Below are 13,897 nucleotides of genomic sequence, written 5' to 3' on the forward strand. Positions count from 1 at the left end.
GAGAGAAAACTCATGGCGATCGTTGACGAGCCAGCCAACGCTGGCCCGTTTTTTTGACGTGACTATCGAGCGGAACTGATCAGTTGAGAGGGCTCCCAACCTCCGCCTAGCGCCTTGTATAGCTGGACTTGACTGTCCAGCTTAAGCAGTTGATCGCTCAACAGCCTTTGCTCGGCCGTGAACAACAGTCGCTGGGCATCGAGGAGGGTCAAATGGCTGTCAACACCCGTTTCATAGCGCTGCTGCGCCAAATCGAAATAGGCGCGACTATCCATCACCAGATCACGCTGTGCCTGCAACTGCTTGCCAAAGGTGCCCTGCGCCGCCAAGCCATCGGCCACCTCGCGAAACGCGGTTTGGATGCTCTTTTCGTACTGGGCAACGCTGATGTCTTTCTGGATCTCGGCGTAATCCAGGCTAGCGCGCAACCGTCCTCCATTGAAAATGGGCACGTTGATCTGCGGGGCAAAACTCCAACTGCCCTGGCCACCATTGAGCAGGTCACCCAACTCACTGCTGGCCGACCCAGCCGTCGCGGTCAAGCGGATCGAGGGAAAGAATGCCGCCCGAGCCGCGCCGATGTTGGCATTCGCAGCCAATAACTGGTGCTCGGCCTGCAGGATATCCGGACGGTGGCGCAGCAGATCGGACGGCAGGCCCACGGGAATATCCGCCAGGACGGCGCCGTCCAGCGGCGCGCCATTGGGCAGGTCATTCGGCAGGTTGGCACCCAGCAGCAGCCGCAGGGCGTTGACGTCCTGGGCAACTTGCCGGGTGTACTGCAGCATTTGCGCCTTGGCCGTGTCGACTTGAGTGCGCGCTTGACGTACATCGAGCTCGGAAGACGTACCTGCCTGATGTGCCTGGCTGGTCAGCGCCAGGCTCGCGCTGTAGCTGTCCAGGGTTCTGCTGGTCAGCTCAAGCAACGCCTGGTCGGTACGCCACGTCAGATACGCACTCGCCACATCGGCGATCAAGCCGATACGGATGCTGTTCTGCGCCTGTGCGGTGGCCAGGTAATTTTCCAGAGCCGCCGCGTTGAGGCTACTGACGCGTCCAAATACATCCAGCTCATAAGAGGTGATGCCGACATTCAGTCCATATTGACTCTGAATACCGGAGCTCCCCGTACTCGACAGATCAGCCGGCAACCGCTGCCGGTTGCCGCTGCCATTCACATCCACAGAGGGAAACAGTGCCGAGCGCTGGATCCGGTATTGCGCACGATAAGCCTGGACATTCAGGGCCGCGACCCGCAGGTCCCGATTGTTCTCCAGGGCCACGGCAATCATCCGTCGCAGCCCGTCATCGCGGAAAAAGTCATTCCACAGTACCCGGGGTGCATTGGCCTCGATCAAGCCAGGCTGAGCATAGGCAGCGCCTTGCGGCCAGGCGTTCTCGGCAGGCACTTCCAACCAGGATTTTTTCGGAATCAGGCTGCACCCAGGCACGCCTAATCCGAGGCACACACAGAGCGTCAACGTTTTAAGTCTCATGCTTGCTCTCCCGACGGGGCGTTATCCGGTTGTTTCTTTTTGCTCAACAGGCCGGTGACGAACGTGTAGAACAAGGGCACGAAAAAGATCGCCAGGAAGGTCGCCGCGAGCGTACCGCCCACCACGCCGGTGCCGATGGAGTGCTGGCTGCCACTGCTCGCGCCGACAGCCCGGGCCAAGGGCAACACGCCCATAATGAATGCAATCGAGGTCATGATGATGGGCCGCAAGCGCAGGCGGGCAGCCTCCACGGCAGCTTCGACCAGCGTGCGTCCCTGGTGCTCATAAAGGTCTTTGGCAAACTCCACGATCAAGATCGCATTCTTCGCCGCCAAACCCATGGTGGTGAGCATCCCGACCTGAAAGAACACGTCGTTGGACAGCCCGCGCAGCAAGGTCGCACAGACAGCCCCGAGAATACCCAGCGGCACCACCAACAGCACCGACACCGGAATCGCCCAGCTCTCATACAGTGCGGCCAGGCACAAAAACACGATCAGCAACGACAAGGCATACAGCATTGGCCCCTGCGCACCCGCGTGTCGCTCCTCATAGGACAAGCCGGTGTAGGACATACCGATGCCAGGAGGCAACTGCGCCGCGATGCGTTCAACCGCTGCCATGGCATCACCGGTACTGTAGCCAGGGGCCGGTGTACCCAGGAGTTCGATGGCAGAGATACCACCGTAGCGTTCCAGCTTCGGCGAACCATACACCCACTTGCCCGTGGCGAACGCCGAAAACGGCACCATTTCGCCCTGTGCGTTGCGTACGTACCACTTGTCGAAGTCTTCAGGCGCGATGCGTGAGTCCTGGTCGCCCTGCACATACACCCGCTTGACGCGGCCGCCGTCGATGAAGTCATTGACATAGGCCGAGCCCCAGGCGACCGACATCGTCTGGTTGATGTCGGCGATGGACACCTGCAGCGCCCGCGCCTGCTCATCATTGATGATGACCTGGTACTGCGCTTCATCATCCAGGCCGTTAGGCCGGGTCAGCATCAACGTCGGATCTTGTGCCGCCAACCCCAGGAACTGATTACGGGCAGCCATCAGGCCGGCATGCCCGACATTGCCGTTGTCCTGCAGGAACACGTTGAACCCGGTCGAGTTACCCATCTCCAGGATCGCGGGTGGCACCAGGGCAATCACGTTGGCGTCTTTGATTGCGCCGAACTTCGCGTTCAAACGCTTGGCGATAGCGAATACCGATAGCTCAGGCGATGTACGCTCGGCAAACGGCCGCAAGGCCACGAACACGATCCCGCTGCTCTGGCCGCGACCGGCAAAGTTGAAACCGTTCACGGTGAAGGCCGATGAAATACCAACGCCTTCGTCTTTCAACAGGAATTTACGCACCTGCCCCAGAACGTCTTCGGTCCGTTCTGCGCTGGCGTTCTGTGGCAGTTGCACCTGAACCGCCATGATGCCCTGGTCTTCGTCAGGCAAAAATGCCATTGGGATCTTGGTAAACAGCAACCCAGCTCCCACTGTCAATAACAGGTAAATACCCATGAAGCGCCAGCGCCGCGTAAGGATGCCTTTGACGCCGCGCTCATAGCGCAGCGTGTTTTTTTCGAACGTGCGGTTGAACCAGCCAAAGAAGCCCTTTTTCTCGTGCGCGCCGGCTTTGTGCGGCTTGAGCAAGGTGGCACACAGCGCAGGCGTAAATATCAGGGCAACCAGCACCGAAAAACTCATTGCGGCAATGATGGTGATCGAAAATTGCCGATAGATCACACCCGCCGAACCGCTGAAGAACGCCATCGGCATGAACACCGCCGAAATCACCAGACCGATACCCACCAGGGCTCCGGAAATCTGGTCCATGGATTTGCGTGTCGCCTCTTTAGGCGACAGCCCCTCCTCGGCCATGATCCGCTCGACGTTCTCCACTACCACGATGGCATCGTCCACCAGCAAACCAATGGCCAGCACCATGGCAAACATGGTCATCACGTTGACGGTGAAACCAAAGGCGAACAACACGCCGAATGTGGCCAGCAGCACCACGGGTACCGCCAACGAAGGAATCAGCGTGGCCCGAACGTTCTGCAAGAACAGGAACATCACCAGAAACACCAGCACGATCGCTTCAAACAGGGTGTAGATCACCGACTTGATCGAGGCTGCCACCACGGGCGAGGTATCGTAGGGGAATACAATTTCAACCCCTTCCGGCAGGTAAGGCTTGAGCTCATCCGCGGTTTTCTTGACCGCCGCGACCGCATCCAACAGGTTGGCACCGGTGGCAAGGCGCAACGCAAGCCCTGAGGCAGGCTTACCGTTGAACTGGCTTGAAATGGAAAAGTTTTCCGCTTGAAGCCCCACTTCGGCCACATCTTTAATACGAACCTGCGAGCCGTCGGGATTGACCTTGAGCAGGATCTCGCGGAACTCGTCCACGGTGGTCATGCGCGTCTTGCCAATAATCGTGGCCGACAACTCAATACCTTTACGTGCCGGCAAACCGCCGAGCATGCCGGATGACACCTGGACGTTCTGCGCCGAAATCGCGCTCATGACGTCCTGGGGCACCAACTGATAGCTGTTCAACTTGCCGGGGTCGAGCCAGATACGCATGGCGTTCTGTGAACCCAAGACTAAAAAGTCGCCGACCCCCTTGGTCCGTGAAATAGGGTCCTGAAGATTGGCAACAATCAGGTTGCCCATGTCGAAGTCCGACATTCGGCCATCGGTCGAGACCAGCCCCAGAATCAACATGAAGTTGACCTGATACTTCACCACTCGAATGCCTTGGCGCTGGACTTCTTCGGGCAACATGGGGGTAGCCAGTTGCAGCTTGTTCTGCACCTGTACCTGGGCGATGTCCGGGTCGGTACCCTGATCGAAGGTGACGATGATCTGCATGCTGCCATCGGTGTTGCTGGATGAGGAAATGTAGCGCAAGCCATCCAAACCATTGAGCTGCTGCTCGATCACCTGCACCACCGTGTCCTGCACGGTCTGTGCCGACGCACCCGGGTAGGTCACGGTGATCTGCACGGCGGGTGGCGCAATATTCGGGTACTGGTTGACGGGCAGCGAAATCACCGCCAACGCGCCCCCCAACATGAGCATCAAGGCGATAACCCAGGCAAAAATCGGCCTGTCGATAAAGAAACGGGACATGGGTATCAGCTCCCTTCGCCGGTCGTGGCGCTGAAGTCGCTGATCAACTCAACGTTAGTGGCCGGGCTGGCCTTGACCTTTGCTCCCGCGCGCAAGCGTTGCACCCCTTCGGTGACCACTTGCTCTCCAGGTTCGATCCCCTTGCCGACCAACCAGGCATTGCCCACGGTGCGCAAGGTTTGCAGCTCACGCAGCTCGACGGTTTCATCCGGTTTGATCACCCAAGCCGTGGCGACGCCCCGGCTGTCGCGAATAATGCCTTGCTGCGGCACCAGTTTGGCCGCCTCGCGCACGCCTTCCTTAAGTTGTGCATGGACGAACATGCCGGGCAGCAACTTACCGTTGGGGTTAGGAAACACCGCACGCATAGTCACAGAGCCTGTGCCGGGATCAACGCTGACTTCAGAGAACTTCAACGTACCCGGCAATGGGTATGCGCTGCCATCATCCAGGGTCAGGGTGACGGGTGCCTGCCCCGCGCCCGTGCTCTGCAAGCTGCCGGACTCCAGCGCACGCTCCAGCGCCAACATGCGGATAATGGGTTGGGTCACATCGACATAGATGGGGTCCAGCTGGTTGACCGTCGCCAGTTCCGTGCCCTGCCCGTTCGTCACCAGTGCACCTTCAGTGATGTTGGAGCGCCCGATCCGCCCACTGATCGGCGACAGCACCTTGGTGTACTGGACGTTGATGCTGGCGACCTGAACATCGGCCTTGGCCTGCTTCCACGCCGCTTGCGCATCATCATGCTGCTGGCGGCTGATGGCTTTGGTTTCCAGCAGGCTCGCGTAGCGTTTGGCCAGGTTTTGCGCGGTATCCAGGTTGGCCTGCGCCCTGGCCAAAGTGGCCTGATACGTCGCTGGATCAATCTGGTAGAGCTGCTGTCCTTCCTTGACCTGTGCCCCTTCTTCAAACAGCCGCTTTTGCAGGATGCCACTGACTTGTGGGCGTACCTGCGCAACGCGATAAGCCGAGGTTCGCCCAGGCAGATCAGTGGTCATGACCAAGGACTCGGCCTTGACCGTATAGACCCCAACCTCCACCGGAGGACTGGCGGTCGAAACCTGTTCGGATTGATTACAGCCCACCAGTAACGCGGTGGTGAGCGGAAGAATATGTACAGCACGCGACGGCCATCTGAGCTTCACCAGAAGCACTCCCCAGGAAGATGAAAAAAAAGATACGTGAACCACGATAAGGTTCAGTGTATCACTATACGATTCACCAAAATCAATCTGTACTTTTCAAAAACCCTTGGCGAACGCTCAAACATCACGCAATCACGTGCGCCAAATGTGGTGATCACCAGGACCAGAGGGCGCTATCGGGTAAGATGGGCGTTCGGCAAAAAGGCGAGCGAATACGACATGAGCGACGAGACACTCAAGCAGGAAAAAAATGGTGGCATTCAGGTCATTGCGCGGGCGGCCGCCATCATGCGTGCACTGGGAAACAACCCGAAGGGCTTGAGCCATGCGGCGATTGCGCAAGCCGTCGACCTGCCGCGCTCAACGGTGCAACGGATCATCACCGCCCTGGAAGAAGAACGCCTTGTTGAATCCATCGGCCCACAGGGCGGCTTTCGGCTGGGGACCGCACTGGGCTTGCTGATCAACCAGACCCAGACCGACATTATTTCATCGGTTCAGCCCTTTCTGATCGAGCTTGGCCAGCTGTTGAACGAGTCGGTGACGTTGTCGTCCTTGATCGGCGACAAGGTGTATGTGATCGATCGAGTGGTGGCTGAACGGGAATTGCGCATTGTCTTTCCGATCGGCATCAACCCCCCATCATTTGCAACGTCCAGCGGCAAGATACTCCTGGCCGAACTGTCACCTCAGGACCTCGAAGCCATCCTGCCAAAACAGCTGCCGGCGCTGACAAGCACCACGCTGAACAAAAAGGCCCTGCTGGCAGAATTGGAACAGATCCGTGCCAGCAGCATCGCCCAGGAAACGGAAGAGTACATCGAAGGTATTTGCTCCTACGCGACCATCATCCGCACCTACCTGGGCAATTTCTCAATCACGGTCGTGGCACCGGCCTCGCGGGCAAAGGTGCATGCCGAACGTTTTCAAGCTGCGTTGCTCGAGACCAAAGACGCCATAGAACGTGTGATTGGCCGCCAACACGATTGAGCTACAACACCCGACTTGCCAGCCCGGGCTATCACGGCCGAGCGCTTGAAAAGGCGTTCCGATAAGCAACCGGGCTTGTGCCCAGCAGCCGTCGGAAATGCTCTCGCAACGACGTCGAGGAGCCAAACCCGGTGCGCAATGCCACCTGCTCCACGGACAAATTCGTGGTTTCCAGGATGTATTGCGCCCGTCGCACCCGCGCCTGTAGTAGCCACTGCAGCGGGGTAACGCCCAGTTGTTCGCGGAAGCGGCGGCTCAGCGTTCGGGTACTGACCGACGCCCTGCCCGCCAGTTGCTCAAGCGTCAAAGGCTGGTCCAGATGCTGCTCAACCCACGCTTGCAGGTGTTGCAGCATCCCGGTTGATTCGGGAGGCTGGTGAACGATGAACTGGGCCTGCCCCCCGGCACGTTCCAACGGCATGACCGCATGGCGCGCCACATCAGCCGCAATCTGAGCGCCATGGTCGCGCCGGATCATGTGCAGGCATAAATCCAGGCCAGCGGATGCACCGGCAGAGGTCAGTACCTGGCCGTTATCGATAAACAGAACGTTGGGGTCGACGGTGACAGGTGGATATCGGTTGGCCAGCATCAGCGCTGCGGACCAATGCGTGGTGACCCGCAAGCCATCCAGCAACCCGCATTCCGCCAGGATGAACGCCCCCGTACAGATCGAGGCCACCCGAGTGCCCGCCGCCGCGGCGTCACTCAAGGCATCCAGCAGTTTTTTTGGCAGAGGTGCGGTGAAATCCAACGCGCCGGGCACAATGATCGTGTCGACATTGGCCAGTTCGCTCAACCCCCACCTCACGCGCATGTCAAAGTGCGCAGACTTGATCATTCGCGTGGGGCCGCAGACCAACACCTCATAGACCAGCTCGCCAGTCTCGCGGCGCGCACGCCCGAACGTTTCAAGCGGTATGGTCAGGTCGAACGGCACCACGCCATCGAAAGCAAGCACAGCGATTTTATGCGCAGCAACGTGAATTGACATTTGGCTGTCCGATTTGGCTCGAATCCTTCGGTAATTGGCATTTTAGCCAATTGGCTTGGCACTGCAAGGTCGCCATACTCGACCGTCTACCCTTCATAGATACCCATCCCGATGACCGATTTACCTGTCCGCTCCTCTGATTCGCTACGGCCATTGCGATATGCCGCCTGCGTAGAAGGCAGCAGCTTGCTCATCCTGCTGACCGTCGCCGTGCCGCTCAAACATTTCTTTGGGTACCCGGCTGCAGTGCAAGTCGTCGGTCCATTGCATGGCTTGGCATTCTTGACTTACTGCTGGCTGGCGATCAGCGTCGCCGCCAGCGAAAAATGGAAACCCACCAAACTGCTGGGCGCCCTTGCATTGGCCTTTATTCCGCTCGGTGGCTTTTTTGCAGCCCGGTTTCTATGGCGGCGCAATAAGCAATCGCCCGAACAGCCCAAACTTGAGCAGAGCAATGGCGCATGACCTACCTGCTGATCAAGTCAGTGCATCTATGCGCCGTTTTGTTCTGGATAAGTGGGCTGTTCATGTTTGTGCTGTTGTTGCTCGCGGGGCGCGACCTGCCTGGCCCGGTCTTGCCGCTTGAACTATCACGGTTACGCACGCTGCGGCGCTGGTGCCAGCACATTACCGTGCCCGCGATGCTGCTCACCTGGCTGAGCGGCCTGACCCTCGCTGCACAAGGTGGTTGGATCGGCGCCACCTGGCTATCGCTCAAATTGGCAGGCGTGCTGAGCTTGAGCGTATTGCACGCAGGGTTGGGCGGCTTCCTGCGACGGCGGATGGAACACCCAACGGACGCCCCACCCGCGCGTTTGGTGCTGATAATGCCAAGCCTGATGTTCGTAGCCGCAGCGATCGTTTTCCTCGTCGTCAACAAGCCGTTTTAGATAACCGCGATAAAAGCCCTAGGAAATTTCCTACATAGAAAGACTCATCACCCACGTACTTTCACGTTTCCTCCTTTGAGTTATCTCGCTAGCCGCTCGCATCGATGTGATCACCTTCGCGAAGCGGCTTTTTTATACCTCTAACCTCACTGTTGGAGATCATAGGAAGCCTTGTCAGTTTCACTGACGCGACAACCCCATCCCGGTATCGCCAAGAGTCGAATCAACAGCCGGCGATGAGCAGGGGAATTCCCTACTCAACCTGGCCCATTTCTCTCTTAGCGTTACAGCGTTCGCCCCGCCAGCGTTTTCCAAGCAGCCTTACCGGGGGACTTGCTGCTGGTATGGGTGAACTCCATCCATGGTGAAGCACCGTCCCTCAACGCGCAGCAGAGAGATGCCGCTGGTTTGGCAGTGATGCGATCCGTACGAGGACAGGAGACCGTGATGAGCACGCCACTTCCTTGCTACCACTGCACCCTGCCCGTGCCTGCCGGCAGCCCCTATACCGCCGTCGTCCTGGACACAACCCGCGAGTTCTGCTGCGCGAGTTGTCAGGCCGTGGCCCAAGCCATTGCTGCCAATAATCTGGAGGGTTACTACGGCCACCGCAGTGAAGCCTCGACCAACCCCGAAACGTTGCCAAAGCAGTTGCCGGATGAGCAAGTGCTATACGACCGGGTAGATGTACAGCAACACTTCGTCCAGCATGAGGGTGAGCTGGCCACAACCCTCCTGATGATCGAAGGTATCAACTGCGCGGCCTGCGGCTGGCTCATCGAAAAACACCTGCGCGCTCTGCCGGCGGTGGCTGAAGCACGATTGAACTTGTCCAACCATCGCCTGAGCGTGCGTTGGGATGACCAGCAGCTACCCCTGAGCCAGGTGCTTAACGAGATCAGACAGATCGGCTACGCCGCGTACCCCTATCAGGCCGATCATGCGTCCGAACAACTGGCCAGCGAAAATCGCCTGGCCCTGCGTCAGTTGGGTGTTGCCGGGCTGCTATGGTTCCAGGCAATGATGGCAACCATGGCGACCTGGCCGGAATTCAATTTGGATTTGAGCCCCGAGTTGCACACCATCTTGCGCTGGGTAGCGTTGTTTCTCACCACACCCATCGTCTTCTACAGCTGCGCGCCATTCTTCAAAGGCGCCCTGCGTGACCTGCGCACCCGCCACCTGACCATGGACGTCTCGGTGTCCCTGGCGATAGGCATCGCCTATATCGCCGGGATCTGGACCGCGATTACCGGAGTCGGCGAGTTGTACTTCGATGCCGTGGGCATGTTCGCCTTGTTCTTGCTCGCCGGACGCTACCTGGAACGTCGAGCCCGCGAGCGTACCGCAGCCGCCACCGCGCGCCTGGTGAATTTGCTGCCGGCCTCGTGCCTGCGCCTGGACGCCGACGGCCAGAGCCAACGCATCCTGCTCAGCGAACTGCGCCTGGGCGATAAGGTACTGGTGCATCCCGGCGCCATCCTGCCGGCGGACGGCAAGATCCTCGAAGGCCAGTCAAGCATCGATGAATCCCTGCTCACCGGCGAATACCTGCCGCAACCGCGCAGCCCGGGTGACGTGGTTACCGCCGGCACCCTCAACGTCGATGGCACGCTGACCTTGCAAGTCCTGGCCCTGGGCCAGGACACTCGCCTGTCCGCGATCGTCCACCTGCTGGAGCGAGCCCAGACCGAAAAACCACGCCTGGCCGAAATCGCCGACCGCGCCGCCCAATGGTTCCTGCTGTTCTCGCTGATCGCTGCGGCAGCCATTGGCTTGCTCTGGTGGCAACTGGACGCCTCACGAGCGTTCTGGATCGTCCTGGCAATGCTCGTCGCCACCTGCCCCTGTGCGCTGTCCCTGGCTACACCGACCGCATTGACCGCCGCCACCGGCACCCTGCACAAACTCGGCCTGCTGCTGACTCGCGGCCACGTACTCGAAGGCTTGAATCAGATCGACACGGTGATTTTCGACAAGACCGGCACACTCACCGAGGGCCGCTTGACCTTGCGTGCGATTCACCCCTTGGGCGATCTCGACAGTCAGCAATGCCTGAGCCTGGCCGCCGCGCTGGAGAACCGCTCCGAACACCCGATAGCCCGAGCCTTCGGCCGTGCGTCGCTGGCTGCCGAACACGTGCTGAACATACCTGGGTTGGGTCTGGAGGGCCGGGTGGGCGAGCAACACCTGCGCATCGGCCAGCCAGCCTTCGTGTGTGACCTGAGCGCCTGTGCAGTTCCGCCGATGCCGAATGAAGCCGGCCAATGGCTGCTGCTGGGCGATAGCCAAGGGCCGCTGGCCTGGTTGGTCCTCGACGACCACCTGCGCAGCGACGCCCCCGCGCTGCTTGCCGCCTGCAAGGCGCGTGGCTGGACCACACTGCTGCTGTCGGGCGACAGCTCGCCAATGGTTGCCAGCGTCGCCACCGAACTGGGTATTGACGAGGCCCGCGGCGGCCTGAGCCCGAATGACAAGCTGCAAGTGCTGCAACAATTGCATCGCCAAGGCCGTAAAGTGCTGATGCTCGGCGACGGGGTCAACGATGTCCCGGTGCTGGCCGCTGCGGATATCAGCGTGGCCATGGGCTCGGCCACCGACTTGGCCAAAACCAGCGCCGACGCGGTGCTGCTGTCCAACCGCCTGGATGCGTTGGTGCAAGCCTTCAGCCTGGCACGGCGCACACGTCGGATCATCATTGAGAACCTGCTGTGGGGGGCGCTGTATAACGGCCTCATGCTGCCGTTCGCCGCCCTGGGTTGGATCACGCCCATTTGGGCCGCAATCGGCATGTCCATCAGCTCGTTGACGGTGGTACTCAACGCCTTGCGCCTGACCCGGATGCCGCGCCAAAACTCCACCTCACCCCCATGAAAAGGGCATGGAGCGAGCCTCCCTGCCCTGCTTAGGGTGCCGAGTCTCACTCAGCCTGTAGCGCGCCCGCCACCGTCGAGATATCAGCGATCAGCGCCATGGCGGACAGCGCGGCTTGATGCACCTGCGGCGCCGCCGCCGCACAGGCATCGGCGGCCACCGTGATGGCATAGCCCAGGTCTGCAGCTTCGCGCACCGTATTCTCGACCACCGAATGCGTGGCCACGCCCGCAACGATCAGGTGCTCCACCCCTAACATACGTAGCGTCTGCTCGACGGCGGTGCCCTTGAACGCGCTGATACGCGTGTGCGTCATCACGAACTCACGCTCGCTCGGCTGCGGCGCCAGCGACGCCATGAACTCTGCCCCCCACTCTCCGTTGCGTACCGCGCCCAGCTCCACGGTCTTGCGGAATATCGGTGTGTTCCTGGGGCAGTCCGCGTAATCGGGGCGAAAAGCAATGCGTACGTGCAGGATCGGCAGTTGCTTTTCGCGAGCGCCCGCCAGCAGCCGCCCGGCTGCTTCGATCACTTGATCGCGCATCGGATCATTCTCGGCCAGCCCCACGCGGATACGCCCCTTGGGGTGAAGCACTTCGTTCTGGTAATGCAAGGCAAGCACGGCGGTACGAACAGTCATGTCATTCATTCCTTATCGGGGATCATTAAGAGCGAGGCAATACGACTGAGGGGTCAGCCAGCACCGAGCGCTTGCGCGACATGTAAGCCCGACAAGCCACCCACACCAGGCCCCGGATGGGTCGAGGCACCGATATGCCAGAGATGGGCCACGCAGGTCGTGTGATTACGCGTGGCGCGCAACGGCCGCCACAGCATCGACTGGTCCATCTCGCATGAGCCTCCATACGGATCGCCACCGACCAGATTGACGTTGAGCCCCTCGAGGTCGGCGGGAGAGAGAACATGGCGCGCCAACACGCTTGTGCGGATGCCGGGCAACTGCCGGGCAATCTGTGCCAGCACCCGGTCTGCATAGGCTTCTTTCAGGCTTTCGGTCCAGCGCCCATCAGCCGGCACCTGTATCTGGCCTGCTGCATCGCCACGAACGATACGCGGGCACGCGGGCAGTTGAATCCACAGGGTGGCCCGCCCGGCGGGCGCGCGCGAGGGGTCGTGGATCGTAGGTTGGGCAATGCAAATGGTGGGTTCTGCCGGCAGTAACCCTCTGTCTGCTTCGTTGATGGCGCGCGAGATCGAGTCCGGCCCATCACACAGATGAATGTAAGTCACCGAATCGAGCTCCGCCACGGGCCATTTGAGCGGCTCGGAGAGCGCCAGATGGATCTGCATGTTGCCCTTTCCGTAACGGTAGGACCGGCTTTGCTCCAGCACTTGCCTCGGCACATGATCCGGCTCAAGCAGTTGCCCATAAAGCTGTGTCGGCGTCACGCTACAGACGATATCACCGGCCTCGATTTTTCGACCGTCAGCCAATTGCACGCCGTACGCCCTTCCCTTGCGGACCAATACACGCCGAACATCGGCCTCCTGCTGAAGATGCCCGCCGGCCTTGCGGATCACCGCTACCAAGGCGTCAACCAGGCCCTTGCTGCCACCACGCACCAGGGGTAATCCAACGTTTTCAAGCATCGATGAAATGACTTTGGTCATCAGCGACGACATCGCACTGTCGGGCCCCAGCCCGGCGTGCAGCGTCCAGGGCGCAAGCAGCGCACGCAGCGCCGGGCTTTTCACCGCGCCATCGAGCCAGTGCCGGCACGACATCATCGACTCACCCAAAAAATCGCTCGTAGAATGCATACCTCTTTTGAGCACCTGCAGCGACAGCGCACAGGCGGTGGACGCCCGCCACAGCTCATTGCCCAATAAAGGGAAGATAAACTTTTCGTGGCGTTGCAGCCCCTCCATGGCTCTGGCGAAGGCCGCACCGTCTCCCACAGCCAGACGCTCGAACCGCGCGAGATTTTCAATACGCGAAGTCGATAACCATGTGTGGGAACCATCAGGCAAGAGCACACCGGTGGAGGCCACACTGGTGCAGAACACCAAGCCCTCTGCGCGTAAGGCGTCACCCAACGCAACATAAGCAGGCCCGGACACGAACAGTGGGAACGCCATGGCCAGGGTGTCATGCACGAACCCTGGCAGCGTGAGTTCATCACTGCGGATACACCCGCCAAAAACCGTCTCGCGCTCCAGTACCAACACCGAGCGTCCGGCTCTGGCAAGCATCGCCGCGCACACTAAGGAGTTGATGCCACTGCCGACGATAATGACGTCGTATTTTTGGGATTGGTTTATTTTCATGGCAGCAGCATGGGGTTTCATTGCGCACGCGCACTATCCATTTCCCGCATCAGGGCTGTCCATTTTTGGCAAGTTTGCCGTT

General features: G+C 60.0%; 10 protein-coding genes. 4 read left to right on the top strand and 6 right to left on the bottom strand.

What is annotated here, in order from left to right; all coding sequences use genetic code 11:
• Positions 1-62: 62 nt before the first annotated feature.
• The 3 genes from QMK52_RS24365 to QMK52_RS24375 are packed head-to-tail and all read right to left on the bottom strand — an operon-like array spanning position 63 to position 5,778.
• Positions 63-1,496, bottom strand: a complete 1,434-nt coding sequence (locus QMK52_RS24365) for an efflux transporter outer membrane subunit (RefSeq protein WP_320403577.1) — start codon at positions 1,494-1,496, stop codon at positions 63-65.
• Positions 1,493-4,630 carry an efflux RND transporter permease subunit gene (locus tag QMK52_RS24370; RefSeq protein WP_122734376.1) on the bottom strand — a complete coding sequence of 1,046 codons (3,138 nt, stop codon included), beginning with the start codon at positions 4,628-4,630 and terminating at the stop codon, positions 1,493-1,495. The genes QMK52_RS24365 and QMK52_RS24370 overlap by 4 nt, the downstream gene beginning before the upstream one ends.
• 5 nt (positions 4,631-4,635) lie before the next feature.
• Complete coding sequence (locus QMK52_RS24375; RefSeq protein WP_413817825.1) at positions 4,636-5,778, bottom strand: efflux RND transporter periplasmic adaptor subunit; 1,143 nt, start codon at positions 5,776-5,778, stop codon at positions 4,636-4,638.
• A 219-nt stretch (positions 5,779-5,997) separates the two neighbouring features.
• On the opposite strand from QMK52_RS24375, the gene QMK52_RS24380 reads away from it, so the two are divergent.
• Positions 5,998-6,768 (top strand): IclR family transcriptional regulator, encoded by a 771-nt coding sequence (locus QMK52_RS24380; RefSeq protein WP_122734373.1) that lies wholly within the window; start codon positions 5,998-6,000, stop codon positions 6,766-6,768.
• A 31-nt stretch (positions 6,769-6,799) separates the two neighbouring features.
• Here the strand turns inward: QMK52_RS24380 and QMK52_RS24385 are convergent, their stop codons facing one another.
• Positions 6,800-7,762 (bottom strand): GlxA family transcriptional regulator, encoded by a 963-nt coding sequence (locus QMK52_RS24385; RefSeq protein WP_320403578.1) that lies wholly within the window; start codon positions 7,760-7,762, stop codon positions 6,800-6,802.
• A gap of 111 nt (positions 7,763-7,873) precedes the next feature.
• Here QMK52_RS24385 and QMK52_RS24390 point away from each other — a divergent pair, with 111 nt between their 5' ends.
• From QMK52_RS24390 to QMK52_RS24400, 3 genes are all read left to right on the top strand, one after another.
• The gene (locus tag QMK52_RS24390; protein ID WP_065944107.1) at positions 7,874-8,227 is read left to right on the top strand and encodes a DUF3817 domain-containing protein; all 354 of its coding nucleotides are present in this window, start codon (positions 7,874-7,876) and stop codon (positions 8,225-8,227) included.
• Complete coding sequence (locus QMK52_RS24395) at positions 8,224-8,652, top strand: CopD family protein (protein ID WP_320403579.1); 429 nt, start codon at positions 8,224-8,226, stop codon at positions 8,650-8,652. The genes QMK52_RS24390 and QMK52_RS24395 overlap by 4 nt, the downstream gene beginning before the upstream one ends.
• A 447-nt stretch (positions 8,653-9,099) precedes the next feature.
• Complete coding sequence (locus tag QMK52_RS24400; protein WP_320403580.1) at positions 9,100-11,526, top strand: heavy metal translocating P-type ATPase; 2,427 nt, start codon at positions 9,100-9,102, stop codon at positions 11,524-11,526.
• Between the two features lie 46 nt (positions 11,527-11,572).
• Here QMK52_RS24400 and QMK52_RS24405 read toward each other — a convergent pair whose 3' ends face one another.
• Positions 11,573-12,166, bottom strand: a complete 594-nt coding sequence (locus QMK52_RS24405; protein WP_122734363.1) for a cysteine hydrolase family protein — start codon at positions 12,164-12,166, stop codon at positions 11,573-11,575.
• A 53-nt stretch (positions 12,167-12,219) separates the two neighbouring features.
• Positions 12,220-13,836, bottom strand: coding sequence for a phytoene desaturase family protein (locus QMK52_RS24410; protein ID WP_206362141.1), 1,617 nt, complete (start codon positions 13,834-13,836; stop codon positions 12,220-12,222).
• Between the last annotated feature and the right edge of the window lie 61 nt (positions 13,837-13,897).

The sequence above is a fragment of the Pseudomonas sp. P9_2 genome (assembly GCF_034008255.1).
Taxonomy (GTDB): Bacteria; Pseudomonadota; Gammaproteobacteria; order Pseudomonadales; family Pseudomonadaceae; genus Aquipseudomonas; species Aquipseudomonas synxantha_A.

Bases quoted from the DNA above. Each gene is read 5' to 3' on its own strand.
- QMK52_RS24395 (WP_320403579.1), top strand. From the start codon at position 8,224: ATGACCTACCTGCTGATCAAGTCAGTGCATCTATGCGCCGTTTTGTTC.
- QMK52_RS24365 (WP_320403577.1), bottom strand. From the start codon at position 1,496: ATGAGACTTAAAACGTTGACGCTCTGTGTGTGCCTCGGATTAGGCGTG.
- QMK52_RS24410 (WP_206362141.1), bottom strand. From the start codon at position 13,836: ATGAAACCCCATGCTGCTGCCATGAAAATAAACCAATCCCAAAAATAC.
- QMK52_RS24405 (WP_122734363.1), bottom strand. From the start codon at position 12,166: ATGACTGTTCGTACCGCCGTGCTTGCCTTGCATTACCAGAACGAAGTG.
- QMK52_RS24385 (WP_320403578.1), bottom strand. From the start codon at position 7,762: ATGTCAATTCACGTTGCTGCGCATAAAATCGCTGTGCTTGCTTTCGAT.
- QMK52_RS24400 (WP_320403580.1), top strand. From the start codon at position 9,100: ATGAGCACGCCACTTCCTTGCTACCACTGCACCCTGCCCGTGCCTGCC.
- QMK52_RS24380 (WP_122734373.1), top strand. From the start codon at position 5,998: ATGAGCGACGAGACACTCAAGCAGGAAAAAAATGGTGGCATTCAGGTC.
- QMK52_RS24370 (WP_122734376.1), bottom strand. From the start codon at position 4,630: ATGTCCCGTTTCTTTATCGACAGGCCGATTTTTGCCTGGGTTATCGCC.
- QMK52_RS24390 (WP_065944107.1), top strand. From the start codon at position 7,874: ATGACCGATTTACCTGTCCGCTCCTCTGATTCGCTACGGCCATTGCGA.